The sequence below is a fragment of the Paenibacillus oceani genome (genome assembly GCF_014705615.1).
In the GTDB taxonomy this organism is placed as follows: Bacteria; Bacillota; Bacilli; order Paenibacillales; family NBRC-103111; genus Paenibacillus_AB; species Paenibacillus_AB oceani.
Map to the genome: position 1 here is coordinate 33,494 of NZ_JACXJA010000056.1, position 24,605 is coordinate 58,098.

Annotated in this window: 26 protein-coding genes and 1 pseudogene; 10 read left to right on the top strand and 17 right to left on the bottom strand. The window is 54.2% G+C overall.

Features of this window, described 5'->3' with window-relative positions; translation table 11 throughout:
- Positions 1-30: 30 nt before the first annotated feature.
- The 3 genes from IDH45_RS30600 to IDH45_RS30610 all read right to left on the bottom strand — a co-directional run bounded on the left by IDH45_RS30600 (position 31) and on the right by IDH45_RS30610 (position 2,329).
- Entirely contained in the window at positions 31-891 is an 861-nt protein-coding gene (locus IDH45_RS30600) for a DMT family transporter (RefSeq protein WP_190931952.1), read from the bottom strand.
- Positions 892-1,019: 128 nt separating this feature from the next.
- Positions 1,020-1,835, bottom strand: coding sequence for an aminoglycoside N(3)-acetyltransferase (locus tag IDH45_RS30605; RefSeq protein ID WP_190931953.1), 816 nt, complete (start codon positions 1,833-1,835; stop codon positions 1,020-1,022).
- Between the two features lie 161 nt (positions 1,836-1,996).
- Positions 1,997-2,329, bottom strand: coding sequence for a hypothetical protein (locus tag IDH45_RS30610; protein ID WP_190931954.1), 333 nt, complete (start codon positions 2,327-2,329; stop codon positions 1,997-1,999).
- Positions 2,330-2,529: 200 nt separating this feature from the next.
- Between IDH45_RS30610 and IDH45_RS30615 the strand changes: the two genes are divergently transcribed.
- A complete protein-coding gene (locus IDH45_RS30615) occupies positions 2,530-3,819 on the top strand; it encodes a S8 family peptidase (protein ID WP_190931955.1) in 1,290 nt (429 codons plus the stop codon).
- An 88-nt stretch (positions 3,820-3,907) separates the two neighbouring features.
- On the opposite strand, the gene IDH45_RS30620 is transcribed toward IDH45_RS30615, so the two are convergent.
- From IDH45_RS30620 to IDH45_RS30630, 3 genes are all read right to left on the bottom strand, one after another.
- Positions 3,908-4,606 (bottom strand): ornithine carbamoyltransferase, encoded by a 699-nt coding sequence (locus IDH45_RS30620; protein ID WP_223837160.1) that lies wholly within the window; start codon positions 4,604-4,606, stop codon positions 3,908-3,910.
- Between the two features lie 92 nt (positions 4,607-4,698).
- Positions 4,699-5,265 carry a 5' nucleotidase, NT5C type gene (locus IDH45_RS30625; RefSeq protein ID WP_190931956.1) on the bottom strand — a complete coding sequence of 189 codons (567 nt, stop codon included), beginning with the start codon at positions 5,263-5,265 and terminating at the stop codon, positions 4,699-4,701.
- The gene (locus IDH45_RS30630) at positions 5,265-5,786 is read right to left on the bottom strand and encodes an ankyrin repeat domain-containing protein (RefSeq protein WP_190931957.1); all 522 of its coding nucleotides are present in this window, start codon (positions 5,784-5,786) and stop codon (positions 5,265-5,267) included. Before IDH45_RS30630 ends, IDH45_RS30625 begins: the two co-directional genes overlap by 1 nt.
- A 197-nt stretch (positions 5,787-5,983) precedes the next feature.
- On the opposite strand from IDH45_RS30630, the gene IDH45_RS30635 reads away from it, so the two are divergent.
- The 3 genes from IDH45_RS30635 (at position 5,984) to IDH45_RS30645 (ending at position 8,445) form a co-directional block, all read left to right on the top strand.
- Positions 5,984-6,622, top strand: coding sequence for a pentapeptide repeat-containing protein (locus IDH45_RS30635; RefSeq protein ID WP_190931958.1), 639 nt, complete (start codon positions 5,984-5,986; stop codon positions 6,620-6,622).
- Positions 6,623-6,643: 21 nt separating this feature from the next.
- On the top strand, positions 6,644-7,249 hold the full coding sequence (locus tag IDH45_RS30640; RefSeq protein WP_190931976.1) for a pentapeptide repeat-containing protein: 606 nt from the start codon (positions 6,644-6,646) through the stop codon (positions 7,247-7,249).
- A 443-nt stretch (positions 7,250-7,692) separates the two neighbouring features.
- Entirely contained in the window at positions 7,693-8,445 is a 753-nt protein-coding gene (locus tag IDH45_RS30645) for a suppressor of fused domain protein (RefSeq protein ID WP_190931959.1), read from the top strand.
- A 144-nt stretch (positions 8,446-8,589) separates the two neighbouring features.
- Here IDH45_RS30645 and IDH45_RS30650 read toward each other — a convergent pair whose 3' ends face one another.
- The gene (locus IDH45_RS30650; RefSeq protein WP_190931960.1) at positions 8,590-9,162 is read right to left on the bottom strand and encodes a DUF1697 domain-containing protein; all 573 of its coding nucleotides are present in this window, start codon (positions 9,160-9,162) and stop codon (positions 8,590-8,592) included.
- 38 nt (positions 9,163-9,200) lie between these two features.
- Positions 9,201-10,085, bottom strand: a complete 885-nt coding sequence (locus tag IDH45_RS30655) for an aminoglycoside phosphotransferase family protein (protein WP_223837161.1) — start codon at positions 10,083-10,085, stop codon at positions 9,201-9,203.
- A gap of 334 nt (positions 10,086-10,419) precedes the next feature.
- Here IDH45_RS30655 and cntA point away from each other — a divergent pair, with 334 nt between their 5' ends.
- The 6 genes and pseudogenes from cntA to cntE all read left to right on the top strand — a co-directional run bounded on the left by cntA (position 10,420) and on the right by cntE (position 16,705).
- A complete protein-coding gene (gene cntA / locus IDH45_RS30660; protein WP_190931962.1) occupies positions 10,420-12,027 on the top strand; it encodes a staphylopine-dependent metal ABC transporter substrate-binding lipoprotein in 1,608 nt (535 codons plus the stop codon).
- A gap of 54 nt (positions 12,028-12,081) precedes the next feature.
- On the top strand, positions 12,082-13,014 hold the full coding sequence (gene opp1B / locus IDH45_RS30665; protein ID WP_190931963.1) for a nickel/cobalt ABC transporter permease: 933 nt from the start codon (positions 12,082-12,084) through the stop codon (positions 13,012-13,014).
- Positions 13,015-13,905 carry a staphylopine uptake ABC transporter permease subunit CntC gene (gene cntC / locus IDH45_RS30670; RefSeq protein WP_190931964.1) on the top strand — a complete coding sequence of 297 codons (891 nt, stop codon included), beginning with the start codon at positions 13,015-13,017 and terminating at the stop codon, positions 13,903-13,905.
- The gene (cntD, locus tag IDH45_RS30675) at positions 13,905-14,735 is read left to right on the top strand and encodes a staphylopine uptake ABC transporter ATP-binding protein CntD (RefSeq protein ID WP_190931965.1); all 831 of its coding nucleotides are present in this window, start codon (positions 13,905-13,907) and stop codon (positions 14,733-14,735) included. The genes cntC and cntD overlap by 1 nt, the downstream gene beginning before the upstream one ends.
- Complete coding sequence (locus IDH45_RS30680; protein WP_190931966.1) at positions 14,722-15,477, top strand: ABC transporter ATP-binding protein; 756 nt, start codon at positions 14,722-14,724, stop codon at positions 15,475-15,477. Before cntD ends, IDH45_RS30680 begins: the two co-directional genes overlap by 14 nt.
- Before the next feature lie 39 nt (positions 15,478-15,516).
- Positions 15,517-16,705, top strand: a pseudogene (cntE, locus tag IDH45_RS30685) (staphylopine family metallophore export MFS transporter CntE).
- A gap of 76 nt (positions 16,706-16,781) precedes the next feature.
- On the opposite strand, the gene IDH45_RS30690 reads toward cntE, so the two are convergent.
- The 9 genes from IDH45_RS30690 to IDH45_RS30725 all read right to left on the bottom strand — a co-directional run.
- Positions 16,782-18,068 (bottom strand): leucine-rich repeat domain-containing protein, encoded by a 1,287-nt coding sequence (locus tag IDH45_RS30690; RefSeq protein ID WP_190931967.1) that lies wholly within the window; start codon positions 18,066-18,068, stop codon positions 16,782-16,784.
- A gap of 229 nt (positions 18,069-18,297) precedes the next feature.
- Positions 18,298-18,843, bottom strand: coding sequence for a histidine phosphatase family protein (locus tag IDH45_RS30695; RefSeq protein ID WP_190931968.1), 546 nt, complete (start codon positions 18,841-18,843; stop codon positions 18,298-18,300).
- Positions 18,844-18,933: 90 nt separating this feature from the next.
- Positions 18,934-19,275: an endoribonuclease MazF gene (mazF, locus tag IDH45_RS30700; protein ID WP_190931969.1), complete on the bottom strand. Its 342-nt coding sequence runs from the start codon at positions 19,273-19,275 to the stop codon at positions 18,934-18,936.
- A complete protein-coding gene (locus IDH45_RS30705; protein WP_190931970.1) occupies positions 19,269-19,499 on the bottom strand; it encodes an AbrB/MazE/SpoVT family DNA-binding domain-containing protein in 231 nt (76 codons plus the stop codon). The genes mazF and IDH45_RS30705 overlap by 7 nt, the downstream gene beginning before the upstream one ends.
- Before the next feature lie 152 nt (positions 19,500-19,651).
- Positions 19,652-19,825, bottom strand: a complete 174-nt coding sequence (locus IDH45_RS34445; protein ID WP_223837162.1) for an ATP-binding domain-containing protein — start codon at positions 19,823-19,825, stop codon at positions 19,652-19,654.
- Positions 19,826-20,038: 213 nt separating this feature from the next.
- The gene (locus IDH45_RS34450; RefSeq protein WP_223837163.1) at positions 20,039-20,206 is read right to left on the bottom strand and encodes a hypothetical protein; all 168 of its coding nucleotides are present in this window, start codon (positions 20,204-20,206) and stop codon (positions 20,039-20,041) included.
- 293 nt (positions 20,207-20,499) lie between these two features.
- Positions 20,500-21,078 (bottom strand): DUF4256 domain-containing protein, encoded by a 579-nt coding sequence (locus IDH45_RS30715; protein ID WP_190931971.1) that lies wholly within the window; start codon positions 21,076-21,078, stop codon positions 20,500-20,502.
- A 105-nt stretch (positions 21,079-21,183) separates the two neighbouring features.
- Positions 21,184-21,732, bottom strand: coding sequence for a hypothetical protein (locus IDH45_RS30720; RefSeq protein ID WP_190931972.1), 549 nt, complete (start codon positions 21,730-21,732; stop codon positions 21,184-21,186).
- A gap of 211 nt (positions 21,733-21,943) precedes the next feature.
- The coding region (locus IDH45_RS30725) for an S-layer homology domain-containing protein (RefSeq protein ID WP_190931973.1) at positions 21,944-24,605 on the bottom strand (2,662 nt) is incomplete at its 5' end.

Here is a 24,605-nt window from a genome sequence, read left to right on the forward strand (position 1 = left end):
AAACTCGCGTCACAGCCGCGGGCGCCCTGCCTATCCCCATACTCCGACCGTTATGACACCGAGTGTTATCAGAAGCGTCGTTAGGATACGTCTGGCGCCCTGCTGCTCCCGCAGGATCAGGACCCCCAGGATCGTCCCGAATACGGTCCCGATCTCTCTCATGGGAGCGAGCTGTGCGACCGGCGCAATCGACAAGGCGAACAGAAACAGCAAGTACCCTCCGGGCGCAATTACTCCGCCGAGCAGGATAACCTTCCCGTTCGCCCGAAGCTCCTCCCTCATCCTTCCTGAACGCAGCGCAGCCCATGACAGAGCCAGCAGGTTGCCGATATTGGTCGCTTCATTCAGCACGACGGCCGGGACATACTCCAGAGCCGCCTTATCCACCGCAATATAACCGGCGATACAAACTCCCACGGCCAATGCCAGAAGCGGCGCCTTCCACGACGCAGGCGCCCGTGCCGAAGCTTCTCTCCCCGGCTTGACGCTGCTCAGCAGCGCAATCCCGACGACGATCAAGCCTATCCCTGCCCACCCCCCGGCCGATAACGATTCGCCGTACAACGTCACACCAAGCACTGGCACGAGCAGCGGACTCGTCCCCCTCATGATCGGATATACCTGTGACAGATCACCAGCCGAATAAGCGGCTGCGAGCAGCACGACATACAGCCCGTGCAGCGCCATCGAGACCAGCACAATCACCAGTCCTTCGCCGGACAGCCGGCTGCTGTCCCATTCGAGGATCGTCCACGGCAAGAAGAGAACGATCGCGACAAGCTGGCAATACCAGAGGAACACATTTTTGTCGATACTTTTCTTCGTGTACAGATTCCAGAGCGAATGCATGAACCCCGAACCGAGTACGAGCACTACTGCTGTTCCAACCATCCCCTAACCCCCCATGGCCGGTCGATCATCGTCTCTTCAACATGTATGGCGTGTAGGGGCTTTAAGCTTTAAACTTTCTGCCTCATTCAGCCGCACGGCTTATGTACAGCTTGAACATCGAGCACCTGCTACACCTTACGGTTCTCCATCAGCCAGCGCCCCGCATAATCCACTGCTTCCCTCATCCCGAAAAGTCGGCAATAGGCACGGCCGATATAACCAGTCCGCACTTCGCCCTGTTCGTCAAACCGACGTCCGATCTCGGCGAAATTGCCGGAATCGTAGTCATAGTCCTCGAACTGCTGCCAGACGCGCTCGCCCTTCACTGCGATCGGCGCCCCCATCGATTTTCGCGGCATCCCCTCCAGCAACGTCTCGGCCAGATGGAAACTCGTGCAGGAGTCATAGCCTACTCCGAGCAGGAGCACTTTCGCTTTCGAAGGCCAAGCGTACAGCTTGCCCAGCGGCGAATCCGGGCCGAACTGCGGCGTCAGCGGATGATCCGCCACGATCGAAGCCGCAAAAGCGCCATTCGCGCAGAAGGACACCTGCGGGTGGTTCGACCGGTACGTCCCCGGGAACGTTCGAAACAGCTCGGCGATCCGCCCCATTCCCCGCGTCGGCGTTATGGCCGGGTCGAAAGCGGGCCATTCCTCGTAGATGACTTTCCTCCATGTCTCGGGTACCGGAGGATTTTCCCATTCGGCCGGATCGCTCCAATCGCTGCTCTGTGCAGGCATCACCAGCGTACCGCCCTCTCCGACTGCTGTCAGCAGCGCCTGAACGACCGCCTGCGGGCCGCCGCAAACCCAGCCGATGCTCGATAAGGAGGAATGCACCAGCAGCATGTCGCTCCTGCTTATGCCAAGATGTCCGGCATCCTCGATGATTTGGTTTATCGTGATAGGGCTGCGGGTTGTTCCGATCACATCTTTCTCCTTCATAAGCCGCCCCTTCCATTAATTACTAGGCTACATAGAGAATAGTACCATACCAAAGCCCCTCCATGAAGGAGGGGCTGGCTTCAATCCTTTATCGGCAGACCGGGTGACTGCCAGGTAAAGCTTGTCCCGAATCCAGCCGAAGGCTGACCGGAATCCAACGACTAGAATCGGGCGACATAAAATTCGCGATCGGCCGGGACGTTAGATTGGAATAACTGTTCGTTGTCCGCATTTCTGATTCGCAGCGTATAGGAAAAGTTCGTCAGCGTATTGAGGTTATCGAATCTGGCTGCGCCGAAATCGTCGAATTGAGCCGTCAGCGTAGTGCCGTTTCTAGTTAACACAGCCGTCCAGCCGGAAGTAGCTTTGGGCGTGTTGCCCGCATTGGCGTTAACTGCGAACACATGGAACCGGTTCAGCGTTTGTCTGATTCTTCTTCTTTTTTTCGTTGCCGCCGCTTTGGCCTTTCGCAGCAAAATCGCTTTTTTAAGCATAAGAGCTTTCGTCCTGCTCATAGTCTTCATTCCGGGTTCACCGCTTTCTCTTAGGATGATAATAGTAAATGCAGGAACCTGTCAGCTTGTAACGCACGATAACCTACTTGCTAGAAAAAGAGGTTATCTCCCAGAAAGCGAGAGACGTACCCGCCAAGGCCGCCCGCGCATACAATGCACCGAAGAGGTGAAAGACCCGTATGGACGGACCAAGCTGGCTGCAAACCTATTCAGCGAAAATGAATCGTCCCTTAAGAAACAAAGTTCGGCACATCCATGCGAGCGGCAATCCTTCCGCCGCCATCCGAGTCATCATCCAATTGAAAGGCCGCGTCACTCCAGCCCGGCTGAACGCTCTGCAGCAGCATATAGGCTCTCTCCCCCTCCCGATCATCCGGCGTCTTCCGCTGATCCGCTCCGTGGCGTCCAACGTCTCGATGCCGTGTCTGGAACGGATGTGCAGTTGGAACGGGATCGGAAAAATTTATTTGGACGGGATCAAAAAAACGTCGCTGTATATTGCAACGCCCTCCATCGGCGCAACGGCCGTCCGAAGGAAGACGGGGCTTACCGGCAAAGGGATCAACATTGCGGTGATCGACACAGGCGTATACCCGCATCCGGATCTGACCCGGCCGGTGAACCGGATTGTGGCTTTCAAGGATTGGATTCATGGGCGAAAAAAGCCGTATGACGATAACGGTCACGGAACCCATATCGCCGGCGACTGTGCAGGAAACGGACGGGAGAGCAAGGGGAAATACAGGGGGCCCGCACCCGAAGCGGGAATTGTCGGAGTTAAAGTGCTGGATCGGCAAGGGAGCGGCTACGACTCCACGATTATCAAAGGAATCGAGTGGTGCATCCTTCATCGGAGACGGTTAAAGCTGCGCATTCTGTCCATGTCGTTGGGCGGCCCGGTGAATACCGTCTGCAGCGACGACCCTCTCTGCCAGGCCGTGGAAAAAGCAGTCCGGGCCGGACTCGTCGCCGTCATTGCCGCCGGGAACAGCGGGCCTAGACGCCGGACGATCGAGTCGCCGGGGAGCGCCCCATCGGCCATCACGGTCGGGGCGGTGGACGATCATCGCAGCATCCGGCAAGCCGACGACAACGTGATGTGGTATTCCAGCCGCGGTCCCGCGCGAGGCGGGCGGAGCAAGCCGGACCTCGTAGCGCCGGGCGAAACGATCGTCTCGCTGCGGGCTCCCGGCTCCGTGCTGGATCGCGAATACCCATACCTGCGGGTTGGTACCGACTATTTCATCCTGTCCGGCACCAGCATCTCGACGCCCCTGGTTTCCGGCACAGCCGCCCAGCTGCTGCAGCGTGATCCGTCTCTATCTCCCCGACAAGTGAAGGAAGCTTTGAAAAAAAACGCCTTCCGTCTAGGTCTTGGACCCAATATAGCGGGGAGCGGCATTGTGAATGTGAGGTTTTTGCTAAAGCGGAGAAATCCTCGCAGCAAGCGGAAACTGTCTAAAGGATGAGTTCCCAGGTAGAGGTTGTGTTTCCATAGCGGCTGATCCAGCCGCTTTTTTGGCATGGGCATATCGTGCATCTTACTTTGCAATCTAATTATCTAAGCAGGTGTAACAATAAAGCTTTCTGAACGTGCATTCTGTTCTCAGCCTGTTGATAGATGATCGAACGTTCGGATTCTATCAACTCTTCTTCTATCTCGAATCCGGGATGGATGGGGGACAATTGATCGACCTTCTCCACGTATCCGCTTCGATACGCGGTCTGCATCAGTTCTTCATCCCAGGAGGGAGAGTTAAGGATTGGGGTCACTAGCAGCAGCTTGATCCCTAATGTCATGCATCCCGCAACCAGCGAATTCGCTACATTATTGTGGACCCCGACATAAGCAAGACATAGTCCCGAGAATGTGCCGGACACTTCGTAAATCGTCATCAAGTCCGCCAACGCCTGGCAGGGGTGATACTTGTCGCAGCATCCATTAATAACCGGAACTGTGGAGTACCTGGCCAGTTCAAGCAAATCGGCATGTTTTTTTAATCTCGCCATGATGACATCGCAGTTCCTGGACGCGTACCGGGCTTCATACCGGATAGGCGAAAGGCTGAAATTGCTCGAGTCCCAGTCCATAACAACCGAATACCCGCCCATCTGATTTATTCCGGACTGAAACGACAAGCTTGTTCTCGTCGACGTTTTCTGAAACAGCATAAGCAGTCCCTTTCTTCTGCACGCCTCGTAAAACTGTTCCGGGCTTTTCTTGATGACCAGTCCTAGCGAGGGGACATTTGTCAATCCGAATCTTCCGCTGAGCCAGGCGTATACCAAAACCAAAGCCCCCACCTTGTCGCCAAAGTGAGGGCCTGAACCGTTAATAGAGCACTGAACTAAACCAGGTTTAGCTGCGTTTCCAAGCAGTCAATATGCTTCCGCACTTCCATCCAGTTGGCAGCACGGTATATCCGATCGCCGGCAACGGACAAGTTGTAGGGCTGTTCGTACAAAATAACAGGCCGGTTCGCCCTGCCAAACTGCTCCGCATAATGAGGGCCGTCATCGATCATCACGTCCACCTTCGCATCCATGCATGCCTGAAGCTTGTTTTCAACAAACGCTATGTGATGATACGAAATGTCATGGCGCTTCAGCCAGTCCATCGTAACCTCGCGGAAACAGGGCGGCCGGGCCGTAATAATGGATAGCTGGTGCCTGCCGTACAGCTCCTGCAAGATATCGACGGCCATCGGCAGCGGGGAGGAATTCCAATGAATATCGTGGCCATACTTGATATAAACCGCATCGATTTCATCCTGATTCCACCCGTACAACCGGTACAAATAAAAGTCGTTAACATCATCCGGAGTAAACGATAATCCGGACGCTATATTGTAATAGTGCAAGTGGGCGGAGGTCGCGTCGAGAATCGTGTTGTCCAAGTCGATGCCGATATGCATTAGCGCAGCGCTCCAAACTCGCGGAGCAAATCGGCCACGTTGTTGTTGCCTTGACGAAGCGCAAGAGACAGCGCCGTCTCTCCGCCTTCGCTGCCCGCGTTAACGTCGGCACCATACCTGACGAGCAGCCGGATGATCTCCAGATTGTCTTCATGGAAGGCGGCCGTATGCAATGCGGTATGGCCATTGCTGTCGAAGCTATCGGTCTGCGCCCCGGAAGCCAGAAGCAGCTCGATGACTTCCATCTTCCGCGCCCCCGCTATAGCGGCGTGCAGCGCGGTATTCGACGGGATGAACGAAAGTTTGGAATGCGACATAGCATTCGCCTCCGCACCGTTATCTAGCAGCACTTGCACAGCCTCCCGGCTGCCGAAATGCGCCGCATAGCCCAAAGGCGTAAGCCCGTCTTCATTTTCCTCGTTCGCAAGCTGCGGATGAGCCGCCAAAATCGTTTGCAGACGCGAAGCATCATTGGACTGCGCTGCCTGGAAAACTTCCTTCGTAAGCCGGGTTGATTCCATTCCGTTCTCCTCCGATTCGGTATGATCAGATCCAGGTGACCAAGTAGTGGTATAGGGTTACGTCTACTATATAAAAAAAGCCGGATAAAGGAAACGCCGCTAGACATTCGAACATACGTTTGGGATAATGAAATCAATCAGACGCCCGGAGCAAACAACCCCGTATTGCAAAAAAAAGGACAAGGGGGACCCGTGAGATGAAGCCGAAAATCGAGGCACCGAAAATTCCCGACAACTTGACGCCATGGGATCGTGACGTATTCCCGCTTCAGCCGAAGGACGAGTTTCGTCTCTTCTCTATTAGCGATATGGTCCTGGAGGGTCAGGAGGCGGCGAAAGTTTCGTTCGAGAAGGCGGTGTTCAAGAATGTAACCGTTACGGACTCCTCCCTGACCGGGCTCGAACTGACGGACGTCGTTTTTGACAAATGCGATCTGTCGAACGTGTGCCTGACCGATTCGTTTTTTCACCGTACGGAATTCAGGCATTGCAAGCTGATCGGGACGGACTTTACAAGGAGCCGGTTCCAGAACATCCGATTTGCCGGCTGTTCGGGGGATTACGCCTCATTCCGGTTTTGCAAGTTTAAGCAGGCCGCTTTTGAGAACAGCTCCTTAATCAGCGCCGACTACTCTCACTCCGCCTTGCCCAAGACTTGGTTCACCGCGTGTCGGATCGACCAGGCCAATCTGTCCGGCTGCAAACTGGAAGGGATTGATCTCAGCGACTGCGACTTCGGCGGGCTGATGGTCGAAATCGAGGATTTGAACGGCTGTATCATCGCGCCGCATCAAGCCTCCTCGTTCGCAGGTCTTTTGGGTTTGATCATTAAATAATCGAACGGAGGATACTGGATGATGGTTCAACAGATGGACCGGCATTTTGATGCGGTCAGTTTCAGCGGGGAGGATCTCAGGGAAAGCGAATTTACCCGCTGCACGTTTGAACGCTGCACATTCACCCATACTTCCTTGGAGGAAATCAACACGTTAGGGTGCCGGTTCGTACATTGCAACTTCCAAGGGGCGACGATGAACGGTTCGATTCATACGGAATCGGCTTTTGAAAACTGCAGCTTTATGGAAGCCAACCTTTTTGTAGCCAAATTCGTAGATTGCAAAATGATGGGCTCCGACTTTACGAAGGCGAGGATCGACGGCATTACGCTAACGAAGGGCGACTGGTCGTATACGAATCTTCGGCAGGCCAGGCTGGTCAAGCAAGATTTGAGAAACATCCGTTTTTTTGAAGCGGATCTGTATGAGGCCAATCTGGAGAAATGCGACCTGAGGGGCTGCGACCTGACCCGGACCAATCTGGCCAAGGCGAAGCTGCAAGGGGCGGATTTGCGGGGGGCCGTCATGGACGGCGTCGATTTTAAGTCGTTTGACGTCAAGGGAGCCCGCATGGATACCGCTCAAGCCGTCGTTTTCTTGCGCTCCTTCGGGGCGAAGGTTGACTGAGTTGTAACGGACAAGCCCTTCTAATCCGGAAGGGCTTTCTGGATGCAGTCTTTCGAATCCTCCGAATAACCACAAAGACTCCATGCCGACAACGAGCATTGCGCAGCTGAGCCCCGCCGTTCCGCTGATCCCAATCAGCCCTCTTTTATGCCCCCCGATTCTGCGATCCGGTAGACCGGACTCCATAACCTAAGATTTCAGCACGGCTCCTCCCCTGCGATAGCCGATACTCGGTACGAAAGATATAGGAATGAAATCTGTTGGTTGGCAGAGGGCTCGTAGTTACGTAAACATGCGATCTGAAGGGTTTTGCCAAAAGAGGAATTCCACTCATTATTTCACTTTTCTTCCAATTCAGGTATCGAATCAAGTCCTTCGACGTAGAGAATTGTGGTATTATGAGTTGGAACAGCTAGATGAAGAATCAAAAGGAGAGAATTGATATGAATTTTCTTAAAAAGTTATTTGGAGGTATTAACAACGGAGAGAAGTCCAAAGACGGCACTACGATCTATAAATATGAGGAACAAGAGACAAATGATTTTACGCCGCCGGCCCAAATGAAATATGCGGAAGAAATCGTAGCCCATTTCGATAATGTGTTTCCGGATAGAAACAGCAGCGTATTTCATGAGATTGTGTCCGATCTCGTACATATCGATGTAAACATTATGGAACCGACGGAAAAAGAACCGTTTTGGGTCTTATACACGACCGGTATGAGCGACTTGCCTATGACTTTGCCGAAAGAGATGCAGGAACAGCTTGAAGAGAAGTTCGATCGGGCCGAAGTGATGATGTTTCTTCCGGCTTCCTGGGAGTTGACTGAGGAATCTGTTAAAGATGACAATAACTTTTGGCCGATTCGACTGATGAAACAAATGGCCCGATTCCCCCATCAGTACAATACGTGGCTGAGCTTTGGCCATACCTTGCCCAATTACCAGCATTATGAGCCTTATGCCGACAGCACGGGTTTAAATGGAGTGGTCATCTATCAGCTAAATGAGAGAATTAGCGAAATTGCAACCAAAGACGGCAATAAGATCAACGTTTATTTCCTGCTCCCGGTGTACAAAGAGGAGATGGAATACAAATTGGAACACGGCATGGATGCGCTGATGGATCAATTATTGGAGCTGGGAAATGATGCGCTGGTTCTAAATCCGAACCGGATCAATACTTGCAAGCAGTAAGGTGCCAGTTCACTAGCGATTGCCATTGCTTGTCATCGATTCATCTCGAAGAGGGGAGACTCCCCTCTTTGCTATTTTCTCCCCGCTCTGCTGCACGCCCGCTCTGGACGATCCCAGGCCGCCCGTCGGCCGCCCGCCTTTCCTCTACGCTTTCTTGTCTTCCGCCATTTCGTTTGATAACGCAGCCAGCTTGTTGATCGTTTTCCAGTTTCGCACGGTCGTCGGCACGCCCAGCTTGTCTGCCTGAATCGCCAGCTTCGAATTACGGATGCTGGGGTTGAACAAGAGGTACATATTGTTGCCGATCAAATGAAACATCTCGCCATCGGTCTCGAACGCCTTCAGCCTCTCCACGCGGTCGGCAGGCGGCTCCTCGAGCAGCATCGACACATACAATACCTCGCCAACCGAGTCTTTCCCCGCCTTGGCGATCTGCTCCTCCGTGAATGGACAGCTCGAGGCGATTGCATTCATTTCCTCCGCCGTTCGTAGAATCGTCCGAATCGAGAGACCGAACTCGTCCGTGATGACCTGTTCGATCCGCTGACGCAGATCAGCCTCGTCCTCATCCGACTCGAACAAAATATTGCCGCTCTGGATGTACGTCTGGACCCGGGCCAAGCCGATCCGGTTCAAAGCTTCCCGGAGGTCCGCCATCTTGATTTTATTGTTCCCGCCTACGTTGATACCTCTGAGCAGCGCGATATGTATCGTCATACGATTTCCCCCGCTTTCCATTTTTTATTACTGGAAACTTATTCACTTTGCGCTCCAAAGTCGCTAAACGCAAACTCGTTCAAAAACGGATGATTCGTCAAGAGTTTCTTCATCCTCTCCACCGTTTTAGACCCCTTCGGCGCACCGCCTCGTCTAGCCAGAAGCATCCATCGGAGGCAAGCAAGCGCTACAAACGCCTCCAGCTCTTCCGGCTTCACATCCTGCTCTGATACATAGGCGGTGCGAAAGGCGTGCGCGCTCCGTTCGGTACCATACAGAACTAACAAAATAAACGACCAGGCGAAGTCATATCTGAAATCCCCGGCTTGCCCGTTCGTCCAATCGATCACAGATAACCGGTGATCCGCTTCCACAATGTTGCCTAGATGGTAATCGCCATGGATCAGCCGCTCCTGCTTGATGTCCGTCAGTTGCAGCAGAGCCGCAAGCGCATTGGCCAGATCGGCATGTTCGCTTACTCCAGGGAAGAAGTATTCTGCGAAATCGTATTTCGGAATCGGCACATGTCCGATCTCTTCCATCTTAATAGGATGAATCTTCGTTAAAAGTTTCGCGAGCTCGATTATTTTCTGGGCAGGCAGCTTTTTAACGGGCATGCCGTCATAGGTCGTCAGCAGCACCTGATCTCCATTTGCATCGATTCCCCATCCTACCGGTGCAGGAACGGGCACCCCGCGCTCGAGAAGAGCGTTCAGCAAATGATATTGAAAACGGACGTCCGGCTTGGAACTTTTGTTCCATACTTTCAGAACATAGCTCGCCTGACCCGAACCCAGCTTCGTAACCTCCGCTTCAAAGCCTTGATTGATCGGATGTTCCATCAAGCTGTCCGGCTGATTCAGCAATGGGTCGAGGATTTCCTTTTTTTCGATCCATTTCATTTTGGTTATTGGCGAACCCAATCTGATCTTCCTTTCGCGTGGCGAATCTATCATTTTCTTTCCATCGCTTTTTTGAGCATCGGTTCTTTCATCGTCAGCACCTCCCAGTTCGATTATTATAACACTTTTGACGGATGAGATAGAAAAGCGTTGCCGCGGGAATCCCCCCTCGGGAGAACGATTTGGCGCAAAAATCACCCAAAAACCGATGAATCGTCCGCAACAGTCCGCCTAAACTTTTTGTACCCAAACCTAAAGATCATATTGACGCCTCCCCATCCGATTCGGTATAATCCGTTAAGTAAATCGTAATATTTACTATTTATAATTTTCTACATAACGAGGAGGACCGAATATGAAACGAACCTTAACGGCTTGGCTGGCGGGGTCGATGGGGGCTCTGCTTTTGCTCGCAGGCTGCAACGGAGACAAAGCGGAAACCGCAGGGACGCCAAAGTCGGCACAGTCGCTCGTGTATGCTACGGCCAAAGACATCTATGACATGAACCCTCATCTGTACACAGGCTCCATGCCGGCGCAAGGAATGGTATACGAATCGCTGGTCGAAAACACGAAGGACGGCATCAAGCCGCTGCTCGCCGAATCCTGGGAGATTTCCCCGGATGGAAAGACGTACACGTTCCGCCTGCGAAAAGGCGTAACGTTCCATGACGGGGAACCGTTCAACGCGGAAGCGGTAAAAGCCAATATCGAAGCGGTTCAAAGCAACGCCGGCAAGCATGCCTGGATCAAGCTGTCGACTAAGATCGTAAGCGTCGCCGCCGTCGATGAACATACTGTACGACTGGCACTGACCGAACCGTACGATCCGACCTTGCTCGAATTGTCGATGACCCGCCCCTATGTCTTCCTGTCCCCCAAAGATTTCGGAAACGGCGGCACCAAGGATGGCGTCAAAGGCTACAACGGTACGGGGCCTTACAAGCTCGCCGAACATAAAACCGATCAATACGCCACATTTACCGCGAATGAGACATACTGGGGCGGCGCGCCGAAATTGAAGCAAATTACGGCCAAAGTGCTGCCGGCGGGTGAAACGACGTTATTGGCGCTGCAAAAAGGCGAGGTGAACTTCGTGTTCACGGACGACCGCGGCGCGGACAGCATCGATGTGGACGCGATGAATCAGCTGGTGCAATCGGGCAAATACCGGCTGATCCGGAGCGAGCCGATGAATACGAAGATGATCGTCGCCAACTCCAGCAAGGCGGGTAGTCCCGCACAAGAGACGGCTGTGCGTGATGCGCTCTGGCATTCAATCGACAGGGAGACGATCGGCAAGCATATTTTCAGCGGCACGGAGACGCCCGCCTTTGCGTTATTCTCCTCCAACGTTAACTACGCCAATGTTGACTTGAAGAAACGGAACTACGACCTGGAGACCGCCAAGAAGCTATTGGATCAAGCGGGCTGGAAGACCGAAAGCGGCAGCGAAACTCGCGCCAAAGCGGGCAGCAAGCTAACGATGAAGCTGATCTACGACGTCAACTCCAACTCCCAGAAGACGCAAGCCGAATTCATTCAAAGCACCGCCAAACAAATCGGGATCGCGCTGGAGCTGATCGGCGAACAATCGTCCTCCATCGCTCAGAGAAGATCGTCGGGCGATTATGAGCTGATGTTCAACCAAACCTGGGGACTCGCATACGATCCGCAAAGCACCATAGCCGCCTTCACCTCCGAATCTGCGTATTACCACGCGACCCGGGGCATCGCGAAAGCCTCCGAGCTGTACGGCAAAATAAACGCGGTCACCATAGCCGCCGAGGAGAAAACACGTAAAGCGTTGTACGCCGACATCCTTCGGATCGTACACGACGAGGCCGTCTTCATCCCGATTACGAACGGCAGCGTCACAGTCGTCGCCCCCAAAGACCTGCAGGGCGTCTCCTTTAAGCAAACGCAATTCGAGCTGCCGTTTGAGCGTTTGTATTTCGAATAAGCAGCGGAGGGGAATTCCGTTCCCCTTCGGTTCGCTTGAAAGAAGGGAAATGCGATGGGACGATATATCGCCAAAAGGCTGCTGATCTCGGTTCCTCTGCTCGTCATGATTTCCTTGATCACGTTCGCCCTCAATCACCTGTCCGCCTTGGACCCGGTCGAGATTGTGCTGCACGCGCAAGGCGTACCGAGCATTACGGACGAACTGATCGCCGAGACGAAAGCCGCGCTCGGCATGGACCGGCCGTTCCTTACCCGGTATCTGGACTGGCTGGTCTCTTGCCTCCAGCTGGAATTCGGTTCCTCGTACGTCACGGGCAAGCCCGTATGGGCACTGCTGGGACCGGCCTTTCTCCATACGCTGAAGCTCACTCTGGTATCCGCAGCGGCCATTCTGATCGTATCCGTAACACTCGGCGTCGTATGCGCCCTCCGGGAAGGAACCGCGCTGGACCGGTCGATCCGGGGCGTCTCTTTTTTGCTGACCTCCATGCCTCCCTACTGGCTGGCCGCCCTGTTGGTCTGGTATTTCGCCGTCAAGCTGGACCTGCTGCCGACAAGCGGGATGGATTCCTATGCCAGTTATATTTTACCGGTCGCGATAATCACGATCGGCTTCGCCGGCATCTACTTCCGCACGATCCGAAGCTCGATGCTTAGCAACCTGAACGAAGACTATGTGCTGTACGGCCGGGCATGCGGTCTCCCGGAATCCAGGATTACGCTGCACGTACTCCGAAACTCGCTGCAAGTGGCTATCTCGATGTTCGGCATGGCGATTCCGATCCTTCTGGGAAGCACGGTCGTCGTGGAAAATCTGTTCGCATGGCCCGGACTGGGTACGCTCAGCGTGCAAGCCGTCCTGAGCCGGGATTTCCCGGTCATCCAGGCGTACGTGCTGGTGCTCGCTTCGGCCTTTGTCTTCTTTAATGCCGTCTCCGATATCGTTCAAGCGGCGGCGAACCCCAAGCTAAGGAATGATCTGTAGATGAACCTGCTGAAACAACTATGGAGCGACAAGCTGGCCGCCCTGTCCCTGTTTATCGTCGCAGGCACTCTTGCCGCCGGGATATTCGCTCCCCTGCTTGCTCCGCACGACCCTAACGAGGTCCATATGGAGCTTCGCTTTGCAGCGGCATCCGGGGAATACTGGCTGGGCAACGATCATCTCGGAAGGTGCGTCTTATCCCGCCTCCTGTACGGTATCCGTCCGAGCGTCCTTTGGGTGCTGGCAACGCTTGCCGCTTCGGTAGGGTTCGGGGCGGCAGTCGGCCTGATTGCCGGGTATTTCAGAGGCAAAACGGACGCCGTCCTGATGAGAATATGCGACTGCATGCTTTCGTTTCCCGGATATGTGATGGTGCTCGCGATCATCGGGGTGCTGGGGGTCGGCCTCGAAACGATCCTGCTCGCCTTCGTGTTGATGAAATGGGCCTGGTTCGCCCGCATCGTCCGGACGTCGGTTTTGCAGTACGCGGAATCCGACTATGTGAAATTCGCCAAAGCGGTCGGCGCCGGCCATTTCCATATCATCACTAGGCATATCGTCCCGGTTGCGCTCCCGGATATCGCTGTCGTCTCCAGCAGCTCGTTCGGCTCCATGATCCTGCAGATCTCGGGCTTTTCCTTTCTCGGGCTTGGCATCCAAGCGCCGAATGCGGAATGGGGCATGATGCTGAACGAAGCGCGAGCCGTCATGTTCTCCAGGCCGGAGCAGATGCTGGCTCCCGGTATTGCGATCATCGTTATCGTGTCGGCGGTCAACTTTTTGGCCGACGCGCTTCAAGTGGTCTGGGACCCGAAGTTACGAGCTTCCCGGCAACAACAACGACCGGCTGCAGCCGCTGCGGCCAAGCTTCAAGGGAAAGAGGTGGCGTGATGACGGCCGCGAACGGCTTGATCGTATCCAATTTAAAAGTATGGGACAGCCGGACGGGCAACGTGCTGATTCCGGGCAGTTCGTTTGAAGTCAAACCCGGGAGCTGTCTGGCCATCGTCGGGGAGAGCGGCAGCGGTAAGTCTCTGACCTGCCGGGCCGTCATGAGGCTGAACAAAGCTGGGACCGGTCAATCGGGAGATATCGTGCTGGGCGGAGTCAACTTAAGCGGGCTGCCGGAGAAAGAAATGCGGAAAAGGCGGGGAAAGCAGCTGTGCATGATCGTGCAAAACGGGATGCGTGCCTTCGATCCGTCTTGTGTGATCGGAGTTCACTTCAAGGAAACGCTGGGCAGGCATCTCGGCTGGAGCCGCGAAGAGATCACCGCCAACATGAAACAAGCGATGGAAAGCGTCATGCTCAAAGACCCGATCGCCGTCATGAACAGTTATCCGCACCAGCTGTCGGGCGGCATGCTGCAGCGGGTGATGATCGCGCTGGCGCTCGCGCTCGAGCCGGAGGTCGTGATCGCCGATGAGCCGACGACCGCGCTGGACGCCGTATCGCAGTACGAGGTGGTCGAGCAGCTCGCTTTATTGCGGGGCCGGATCGGTTGCTCGATGATTTTCGTGTCCCATGACCTCGGCGTTGTCCGGCGGCTCTCGGACGAGGTTCTCGTGATGAAGGACGGGGAGATCGTGGAAAGCGGCGCGACCCGGGACATGTTCTCCGGCGCCCGGCATGCGTACACCCGATATCTCGTATCGGCGAAGCAGGCGCTGAATAGCCAATTCCAGCTTGTGATGGGAGGGTCCGGCATTGCTGAAGGTTGAACAGGTCGAGAAGTCGTACCGGACCGGCGGCTTGTTCTCCAGAGAACGCCGGCAAGTACTGACCGGCATCAGCTTCGAGTGGAAGCAGGGAGAGTGTCTCGGCATCATCGGGGAAAGCGGCAGCGGCAAATCGACTTTGGGCCGGCTGCTGCTCGGGATCGAGAAACCGGATCGCGGAGCCATATTGTGGGAGGGGGAACGAGCGCATAACCGCCGGGCCCGATCGGGGAAATTAAGCGCCGTGTTCCAGGATTACACGTCCTCGATCCATCCGTTTTATACCGTGGAGAAAGCGCTGATGGAGCCCTGGTTGCTTCAAAACAAGCGCCAAGGCAAGCTTCGGGACGAATATAACCGCAAAATCGACGTCCTGCTGCATCAAGTCGGACTGGACCCGTCCTACCGGACCAAATATCCGCACGAGCTATCCGGCGGGGAAGCCCAGCGGGTATGTATCGCCAGAGCCGTCTCGACCGAACCTCGGTGCATCTTATTGGACGAAGCCGTCAGCTCGCTGGACGGGTCGGTTCAGCTTCAGGTGCTTGATCTGCTGAAAAGCTTGAAAGCTCTGTACAACGTCGGCTATATCTTCATCACTCACGATCTGCAGGCCGCCGCCTACATCTGCGACAGAATCATGATCATCCGCGACGGCCGCATCGAGGAAGTCGTCCCGATCGGGCAATTAAAGGACGTTCAGTCCCCGTATGCCCGAAACCTGCTGCGCATGGTTTTGACTTGACCCATGGGCTATCAAGAAACTTAGAGAGGAGCGGACGTTTTGAAAGGAGCGCTGTCATGGCCTTTTCTGCGGTTATACGGATTGACGCTTCTCTACTTTAGCGCGAATGCGATCCTGAACGTCATCCTTCCTTTGCAGGGACAATTTCTTGGGGCGACCAATTCGACGATTGGCGTCATCATGGGCGCGTATTTGTTCACCACGATGCTGTTTCGCCCATGGGCGGGCCTGGTGATCCAGAAATACGGCCCCATCCGGGTGCTGCGCACCATTCTTGCGGTCAACGGCTTGGCGCTGCTTCTATATACGTTTACCGGGCTGGAAGGATACTTCATCGCCCGCATGCTGCAAGGGGTATGCACCGCGTTTTTCTCGATGGCTCTACAACTCGGCATTATTGACGCTTTGCCGGACAAGGACCGTTCCCAGGGCATCTCGATGTACTCCCTTTGCGCCTCGATGCCGGGCATCATCGGCCCCCTGCTCGCTTTAGGCATGTGGCAGGCGGGCGAGATGCACGTGTTCACTGCGGCGATGATCGCTATCTCGGTGCTTACGGGTGTCGTGGGCTACAGCGCCAAAATGGATAAAAAAATCCGCCGCGCCCGCCGCCGAATCGGCCAAGCAAGGCGGGACGATGATGAGTTCATTCGGACAGCTCGTCCGAAACCCGCATTTATTCAAATGCAGCGTCCTGATGCTTGCCGCTTCACTCGTCTTCGGCGCGGTAACCACCTTTATTCCGTTGTACGCCGGGCAGATTCAGGGCGGCAATGCCGCCGTTTACTTGATGCTCCAAGCCGCGACTGTCGTGTTGGCCCGGTTTCTTTTCAGGAAAAGCATCCCTTCCGACGGCAAATGGCATTCCATGTTTGTGATGGGCATCATGCTCCTGCTCTCCGTTTCCGCTTTTTGTGTGAGTTATGCTATTACGGGCGGAATGCTTTTCTTTTACACCGGCGCGGTATTGATGGGGATCGCCCAGGCGCTTCTCTATCCGACGCTGACGACCTATTTGACTTTTGTGCTGCCGCAGGCAAGGCGCAACGTGCTGGTCGGGCTGTTCATCGCCATGGCCGATTTGGGGGTATCGCTGGGCGGAATGGTGATGGGCCCGATCGCGGATTTTTCTTCGTACTCGCTCATGTATACGCTGTGCGCAATCTTAGGCGCGTTAATGATTTTGTTCGCATACGGAAGGCGCAGGCCGCTTGCCGAGTCAAGCTAAACCAACCCCAAATAGGCGCTAAACGTTCCGTGTCAGAGGAACGAGCGCCTTTCCCGGTTGATTTGCCTGTCAGCTGCTAATACGTCTCATAAACGAGTTCGCCGTTCATCTCCAGCTTCTTATCAAATTCCACGAAAATATACAGCTGTCCGGCCGGGGAATCGCCCGCATCGTAACCCAATCGAAAGTTGCCGTCCCGGTCGAAGCCCAGCTCGGACAACACCAGTTCGGTCACGTCTTCGTCCGGATGCGCTTCGGCAATCAGCCCCAGCGCTTGCTCGGCAAGCTCGTCCAACCGCTCCCACGCCTTCCTGATCAGAGGCGACAGACGCTTCATATCCGCCTTGGCAGACGCATCCGTCGTAACCGGCAGCTCCTTCCCCTTGTAGCCGAGCACCGCGCTGTAGGTAGACAACGAGACATCGTACTGAAAGGTCCCGACTCCCTGGACCGTATGATCCGGCTCCACCATGCAATTATTGGCATAATCCACCCGTCCCAGCTTCGGATTGCCGCTCGTGTCCAGCTTCGCGAGTTTGTTCTCCGAGCAATAAAGCACAGTCAATTGGGAATTACGGCTAATATCCAATCCGGTGATGTGGTTGTTGAAGCACCGTAGGCTATGCAAAGCCGGGTTGCCGGTTACGTCCAACTTCGTAAGATGATTATGATTGCAGCGGAGTTCAACCAAGTTCGGGCAACCAGCCATATCCAACCCGATCAAATAATTGTTTCCGCAATCGAGATGAATTAGCCGACTGTTGTGCTCCACATTCAACTGGAACATGGAATTGTAACCGCAGTTCAGCTTTTCCAAATTCACATTCCGGTCTACGTGCAGTTCCGATAAGAGATTCCAATAACAATCCAGCTTGGCGAGCATGGCATTGCGGCTGACATCCAGATCCCGAATCCGGTTAAATCCGCAGTCCAACATCTCCAGCTCGGCGTTATTCGCCAAATCGAGCGAATGAATCCCGTTTTTGTTGCAGTCCAGCTCTTTCAACAACGGATTGCGGCTGACATCCAGATGAATCAGCTTGTTGTAGGAGCAGATCAGCCTTTCCAAATTCGGTTGGTTCCCCGTATCCAGAACGGTTAGCTTGTTCACTCTGCATTCCAAAGCTCGCAGCTTTACATTCTTACTGACATCGAGCTCCATCAGCTGATTGTACGAGCAATCCAGCTCCTCCAAAGACGAGAAATGCTCGATCCCCTTCAGGCTTGAATAGTTCTGGTTCGCCAGCTTCAGCGATACAATCCGCTCCACATCGCCCGTCTGAATCGATTCGCGATTGCCGCAAAAGTTCTCCAGCACAAAAGCTTTGAAACGTTCATCTATAAAATCTTGGGTAATATCCATGGCGCTCCTCCTGCCGATTGCCGGCGGCTTGTCCAGTCCCGGTAACGCTCCGTAATGATCGGCTCGATCCTGCGATAGTTTTCAATCGAATCTTCCACATGATACTTCACGCAACTTTCATTCTAGGTTGTCGTGAGCAAAAGGTCAGCGGACTTTGTTCCTGCTTGCTTGGGCGATAATGGGAATATGGGCTCAATTTGTTAACCCTCTCCACTATTCGCCCTCTTAATCATTCCGGCCAGACCCGATGCAGGCTGGTCTGATTTTCTGCCAAGGAAAGCTGATACACATCCGGATTGGACAACGCTTCCCACTCTTCGAACCCGATCCGGCTATCGAAATGCTTCAATAGAAGAGAGATCAGGTTTCCGTGCGAAACGACGACGGCGTTCCGGTACCCGCCGCTGACGACTTCCTTTACCACGCTAACGGCGCGGCTCATAGCAGTGCTGCTGGATTCCCCACCCTCGTAGCATAAGTCCAAATCCTCGTATGTCTTACGAAGCATGTCCCGCCAATCCACATTGTTTTTTCCGGATAAAACCCTCTCCGTCAATCGATCGTCCAAAACCACTTCGACTCCCAGCCGTTCCGCTAATGGAGCTATTGTCCGGTATGCCCTCTCATAAGGGCTTGAAACGATATAGCCGATCTCTTTGTCTGCGAGGAAATCGGCAAGCTTCACGGCTTGCTGCCTCCCCAGGTCGGTGAGCTTGGCATCCGGCGCCTGCCCTTCGGCTTGGCAATGCCGCACGATATATAGATTTTGGGTCATGGTTCGCTCCTTTCTTGAACTTCGATTATTAGAAAAGGTCTTCATATAGCAAGAAGGCCTCCCTGCACGAGCCGGAAGGCGAGACATTTGTTAGCGTATCAACAGCTCCATTTTAGAAATCACCTCAGCCAGCGTCTCATTCGGCACTTTGCAAATAAAAGCCGCTTGTCTGGACTGCCAGTCGAGACTTTTCACCTGATCGGAAAGGATTGCCCCCTCAACAGGTAAATCTTGAGGGATGATAACCTCAAACGGGTAACCCTTGATTTTGGAAGTTATCGGACAGAGCAGGGAGAGCCCGACTTTCCCGTTATACAGGGCAGGAGAGATGACCAAGGCAGGGCGCCTCCCAGCTTGCTCATGGCCTGCTTGAGGGTTGAATTGCAGCCACACCAAGTCGCCGCGGTCCGGCACATAGGGATTGGTTACCATGACTCCCGTCCTTGCGGCTTGCCGGTCGATATCTCTTGATGCAGATTATCCGGTGTGACCTGGGCAAGGAGTTCGTCCAGAGTGGCAGATTTCGGCTTAATGACAAGGTGTCCATTTTCCACGTCGAGATCGACCTCGGAGCCTTCCTCAAGGCCGACCTTTATAGCAAGGGACTTCGGGATGCGAATGCCCAAGCTGTTCCCCCATTTCTGAACTTGAAACATAAAACCATCTCCCAGTAAGTATATACAAAGTATAAACTTATTAGTTAAAAAAAGTCAACTTGCGATTGCGGATTTCTTACTGTTTTCTTTGTTATGGTTAGCAAAGCGCTTAAGATTATGTTCTGGCCTTAGATGAAGAAATGAACATCCCTTTACACTTCGGTCTCCGCAATAAACAAGGACGGAACTCCATGGAAAGTTAGCGTCAGCGCATGCATGGCTCTCGTGCACGCAATGTACAACAGGCTTCTGTCCAGCTCCGTCCGATAATTCGATGCGTCGACAGACGGCACGATGACTTGATCGAATTCCAGACCCTTCGCCATATGGGCGGAAGTTACTCATGATCCCCCCGTGAAATTGGTCGCTGCTGAAATGGAGCAGATGGATATCCTCCCGAATGTCCCTAATTGCTTCATACATCCGCTCGGCCAAAGCTTGCGTCTTGCAAACGATTCCTAACGATCGATGATCCGAATCGATAAATTTCGTTATCGCTCGCTTCACATCCGCACATTCGCCGGCCCAACTGTCGGATTTCATGATCCGTGGAAGAGGTCCATGCCCGCTTTGAACTTCATGCGCTCCATCAACGTTTCGTCACTCGTATCGCCAAGCTCCGCCACCTGCTCGTCGAAGGTTTGGAACTCGCACAATCCCGCCAGCTCCCTAACGGCCACCTCCTCCATTCGGATCTGCGGAATCATTTCTTCCCCAAGCTCCGGCAGCGCATTGGAAATATAGTCGGCAAACACCTTGTTGGGGGAAATAATCAAATGTTTTCGGACGTTAACGCCCCTTTAAACCTGTACAGTAAGAAAGCGACCCAGTGCAAAGCGACCGACGTTTTCCCGGACCCGGCGACGCCTTGAATGATCAGCTCGCGAGAATGTTCGTTCCGGATAATGTCCCTGAATCTCAGGGCTTGGTTTTTATGGTTTTTCCGTCTAACTCCAACCTCCGCTGGCCGGCTTGTCCGTAATGGACACCTGCTGCATCTTTAAACCTTGAGCGAGCCCCTGAATCCTCTAGCGGCATAGTAGGAATCCGCTCCGTTGTGGTATACGAAGACCGTGTCGTAGCGGCGATCGCAGAAGAGGGCCCCGCCGAGCTTCCGAATAGCAGCGGGCGTTTGCACCCAGCTTGACGTTTTCAAATCGAATTTCCCAAGCTTCTGCAGCTCCCGGTATTGTTCTTCCGTTAAAAGCTCAATGCCTATCTCGGCTGCCATATCGATCGCCGTATTGTTCGGCTTATGTTCTTTCCTTGACTCCAGCGCTTCACGGTCGTAACAAATACTTCGGCGCCCCTTGGGACTTTCCGCCGAACAATCGCAAAGCAGGTATTCACCCGTCCTCGGATCATAACCGACGACATCCGGCTCGCCGCCGGTCTCCTCCATTTCATGGATCGACCACAGCTTGTCGGGATGAGCTTCGAGCCTCGCTTGAACGTTAGCCCATTCCAGGTCCTGATGGCGATTCTTATTTTTCTCAAAACGGACTTTTAATGTGCGAAGCAGTCCTTCCCGTTGTTCCGGCGATAACTCTTTCTTATTGCTGCTGGAGCTTGTTGTCATCTTCATAGTCTCCCTTCAAATAAGCTGCGTCCGGATAAGCCGGCGCAAGCACTTCATAACGGATACCCTTTATTGTTCCCATACTGAAGCGAGGGGAACCTCCCGTCAAGGAGCAAAGACGTCCGGATGATCGTTGCGCCAGGCGCCTATACAACCGATTAAACAGGCCGTGCAGCTTCTCATCACGCAATCGGTCTCCGTGTACGCATATTCGATCACGATATTTATGCCCGGCTTACGCCATGCCAAAAGTCGGCCAGAAAATCCGGGCCATTCACACTCTTCATCCAGTGCAGGTTGACCATATGCTTCTATCGACTCATCCGGTGTTGAGCTCATCGTGATTCCCCGGGGAAGGGTTCCGGGATACGGAGCTTTAATTCTGTCATCCGACCCAGGCGCAAGAAAATGAATAGAGCCTATGATCCATCCATCTTGATTTGTATATTGGAGCCCGGTAAGGTCATTTATTTTGGGTGCGCGATAAAGATCGATGCGGATCGACGATTTCACAGACCAGATGATATCATCGTTGAAATAGCTGTTCGGAGGCGGCATTCGCTTGACGCCGAATGATTGCAGCAAAGCTTGTACATCCTTGGGATTGTAGGGATGGCCTAGCCATTCAATGAGCTGTTCAGATGGTTCCTTCATGTTTATATCGATTCCTTTCGCTTCGCTTGAGGTGTGATGAAATCGTTGTTTTTGATCACGATTGTTCGCGGTATTTTTACGGCTGCTTGTCGCCTCTATTATATCATGTCGCCTCTGATGAGCTTATGTCAATTCTCGGGTACCCCCTATAGAAAATAAGGTTATCCTGCACGCCACTAAGACGTGCGGAATAACCTCAAGTTAGCGAATATCAGATCAGACCGGAGAGCTGAAGCAGGCGCCGTATGATGGTGGCAGCCTCGGCTCTCGTCACGAAGTCCTGCGGTGCAAGCGTTGCGCCGCTTTTCCCCTGCACGACTCCCGCTTGAATACTGGAGGCCATGCCGTCCAGCGCCCAGTCGGACACAGCAGCCGCATCCGTATAGGGACGAAACGCTACATCAGCCGCTTGGCCGGGCAGCTTCGCTGTCAGTCCGGTGAGCGTCATCGCTCTGGACAACATGATCATCGCTTGCTCGCGGGTGATCGTCTCCTCCGGATGAAACGTTCCGTCTTCAAATCCGTTAAGCAAGCGATGCGTATACGCTGTAGCCACGACATCGTTGAACCAAGCCGACTGGGATATATCCGAGAATGGAGCGGTCCCTCTCTCCAGGGGCAGTCCCAATCCGCGAACGAGAATCGACGCAAACTCCGCGCGAGTAACCTCCCGCTCCGGCTCGTACGTGTTGTCTCCCGTCCCCATCACGATCATCCGCGCTCCCATGTCGCGGGTGTCCTGTTCGGCCCAGTGACCCTTCATATCGTTGAACTCTGCAGAATGAGATACAAGGGCGAACGAGCCGTTGGTCATACTGCTGGCTTTCGCATAGTGCCGGTTCTCTTTCACCATGACCTGGAGCGGTACATGGCGGAGGATACCATCCGGTTCAACGACTACGGCTGTTGTCGCTGAATCCGGGTTCACGTTGTCCGGAATCGCAATCCAATGCTCCAGGAAGGTGTTAAACTTCGAAACCTCGACGGTTACGTCTCTATAAGTCGCCTGGATACTAAATGCAACCGGCGGCGCGAGGAGGGTGAACAAACCTTTGGATACGGCTTCTTTGATCGTTCGATCCGTGTCCTGTGCGCTCCGGGTATGGATCTCTATGTTTAGCTTGATGTCCTGCAAGGCGACCGATTCGCCAAACTGCCCGGCTAGAGCTTCGATGCCGATTTGCTGTGCGGGCAACACATACGTGGCCTGACCGGTTTTGAAATTGATGACAGCTTGCTTTTCTGCCATACTTTTGACCCATTGGCCGTCCATCTCGGCCACCACTCTGTCGAAGCTAACGTTCGCCCGGTAGGTGATAACCGCGCCTTGCGCCTCCTCAGCAAGCCGATTCTCCAGCTTGGTCCGATCGGCGGCTATCGTCAGCACGGTACGATTGTGATCCGTCGTGGCTGTCGCTCCTCCACGGATCATTTGATGGTTCAGAAGGATGTCCGCCACTGGAACTGCAGCTTCGCTTACAGTCCCGCTGGTGTCACTGTTCCCACTGTTATCGCTGTTATCCTCGTTGCCGCCTTCGCCAGTTGACGGAGAACTCGGAATGACTGGGTTAGATGCATTAGAATCCTCGCTGTTTCCGGCTCGATTGATCGCTATGACGGTAAAGGTATAGCTTACGCCATTGGTCAGACCGGTGACCGTAATCGGGCTGGAGACTCCGCTTTGCACGACGCCTCCTGACGATGCGGTCACTTCATAGCTGGTGATGGCAGAACCTCCATTGTCGGTTGGCGGCGTAAAGGAAATCGTCGCCTGCCTATCCCCGGCAACAGCTGTCACTTGTGTAGGTGCAGCAGGTGCGGCGGCAGGTGTGGCGGCCGCTTCATTCGACGCCGTACTCAAGCCTCCGGAATTGGCCGCTTTTACAATAAAATAATACGTCATGCCGTTCGTTAGCCCGCTCATATTGTACGTCACACCCGTTACAGTAGCGGATGCCGGTTCGGTAAACACCCCTTGAACGGTTGACAAGTATACCCTGTAATAGGTTGCGCCTGTCACCGTACCCCAGTTTAAAGCGACTTGGCTGTCCGCCCCATCCGCGGTCAATTGCTGCGGAGCTGCTGGAGCCGGTTGCCCATCTTCGGCTACGGTCACCACGTAATCCTGTGTAGTGCCATTCGCTGCGCTCACCGTATACGTCACCGGGCTGGTGAAGTTCTGTGGCACACCGCTATTCGGTGAGATACTCGCGCCTGTGTGCGTTATCGTCGGCGTCAGCGACGTGACGTCCGTTCCATACGGTACGGTTATAGCCACGGTATGGCTCGCCTCGTACACCGTTCCGGTAACGGCCGGGGCGGCGAAGCTGAACGCTGTGATCGCCTTCGCCGGATTCGCCGCTGCACTCACCGTCACCACGTAATCCTGTGTAGTACCGTCCGCTGCACTCACCGTATATGACACCGGGTTGGTAAAATTCTGCGGCACCCCACTGTTCGGCGAAATGCTCGCTCCTGTGTGCGTTATCGTCGGCGTCAACGACGTGACGTCCGTTCCATGCGGCACCGTGACGCTTATCGTGCGACTCGCCTCGTTCACCGTTCCCGCCACTGCCGGGCTTACGAAGCTGAAGCCGGTGATTTCCTTCGTCGGGCTCGCGGCCACATTTACCGTGACGGTGTAGCTTTTCGTACTTCCATCCGCTGCGGAAACCGTATACGACACCGGATTGGTGAAATTCCGCGGCACGCCGCTGTTCGGCGAAATGCTCGCTCCCGTGTGCGTTATCGTCGGCGTCAAGGCCGTCACGTTTGTTCCATAAGGCACCGTGACGCTTACCGTACGACTCGCCTCGTTTATCGTTCCCGCCACTGCCGGGCTCGCGAAGCTGAAGCCGGTGATTTCCTTCGTC

Excerpts from the sequence above, each read along its gene's own strand:
- IDH45_RS30695 (WP_190931968.1), bottom strand. The coding sequence starts at position 18,843 with ATGACCCAAAATCTATATATCGTGCGGCATTGCCAAGCCGAAGGGCAG.
- IDH45_RS30720 (WP_190931972.1), bottom strand. The coding sequence starts at position 21,732 with ATGAAGGAACCATCTGAACAGCTCATTGAATGGCTAGGCCATCCCTAC.
- IDH45_RS30635 (WP_190931958.1), top strand. The coding sequence starts at position 5,984 with ATGAAGCCGAAAATCGAGGCACCGAAAATTCCCGACAACTTGACGCCA.
- IDH45_RS30630 (WP_190931957.1), bottom strand. The coding sequence starts at position 5,786 with ATGGAATCAACCCGGCTTACGAAGGAAGTTTTCCAGGCAGCGCAGTCC.
- cntA (WP_190931962.1), top strand. The coding sequence starts at position 10,420 with ATGAAACGAACCTTAACGGCTTGGCTGGCGGGGTCGATGGGGGCTCTG.
- IDH45_RS30610 (WP_190931954.1), bottom strand. The coding sequence starts at position 2,329 with ATGCTTAAAAAAGCGATTTTGCTGCGAAAGGCCAAAGCGGCGGCAACG.
- opp1B (WP_190931963.1), top strand. The coding sequence starts at position 12,082 with ATGGGACGATATATCGCCAAAAGGCTGCTGATCTCGGTTCCTCTGCTC.
- mazF (WP_190931969.1), bottom strand. The coding sequence starts at position 19,275 with ATGGTAACCAATCCCTATGTGCCGGACCGCGGCGACTTGGTGTGGCTG.
- IDH45_RS30625 (WP_190931956.1), bottom strand. The coding sequence starts at position 5,265 with ATGCATATCGGCATCGACTTGGACAACACGATTCTCGACGCGACCTCC.
- IDH45_RS34450 (WP_223837163.1), bottom strand. The coding sequence starts at position 20,206 with ATGATTCCGCAGATCCGAATGGAGGAGGTGGCCGTTAGGGAGCTGGCG.
- IDH45_RS30715 (WP_190931971.1), bottom strand. The coding sequence starts at position 21,078 with ATGACAACAAGCTCCAGCAGCAATAAGAAAGAGTTATCGCCGGAACAA.
- IDH45_RS30640 (WP_190931976.1), top strand. The coding sequence starts at position 6,644 with ATGGTTCAACAGATGGACCGGCATTTTGATGCGGTCAGTTTCAGCGGG.
- IDH45_RS30645 (WP_190931959.1), top strand. The coding sequence starts at position 7,693 with ATGAATTTTCTTAAAAAGTTATTTGGAGGTATTAACAACGGAGAGAAG.
- IDH45_RS34445 (WP_223837162.1), bottom strand. The coding sequence starts at position 19,825 with ATGGCGAAGGGTCTGGAATTCGATCAAGTCATCGTGCCGTCTGTCGAC.
- IDH45_RS30605 (WP_190931953.1), bottom strand. The coding sequence starts at position 1,835 with ATGAAGGAGAAAGATGTGATCGGAACAACCCGCAGCCCTATCACGATA.
- IDH45_RS30705 (WP_190931970.1), bottom strand. The coding sequence starts at position 19,499 with ATGTTTCAAGTTCAGAAATGGGGGAACAGCTTGGGCATTCGCATCCCG.
- cntD (WP_190931965.1), top strand. The coding sequence starts at position 13,905 with ATGACGGCCGCGAACGGCTTGATCGTATCCAATTTAAAAGTATGGGAC.
- cntC (WP_190931964.1), top strand. The coding sequence starts at position 13,015 with ATGAACCTGCTGAAACAACTATGGAGCGACAAGCTGGCCGCCCTGTCC.
- IDH45_RS30615 (WP_190931955.1), top strand. The coding sequence starts at position 2,530 with ATGGACGGACCAAGCTGGCTGCAAACCTATTCAGCGAAAATGAATCGT.
- IDH45_RS30650 (WP_190931960.1), bottom strand. The coding sequence starts at position 9,162 with ATGACGATACATATCGCGCTGCTCAGAGGTATCAACGTAGGCGGGAAC.
- IDH45_RS30690 (WP_190931967.1), bottom strand. The coding sequence starts at position 18,068 with ATGGATATTACCCAAGATTTTATAGATGAACGTTTCAAAGCTTTTGTG.
- IDH45_RS30600 (WP_190931952.1), bottom strand. The coding sequence starts at position 891 with ATGGTTGGAACAGCAGTAGTGCTCGTACTCGGTTCGGGGTTCATGCAT.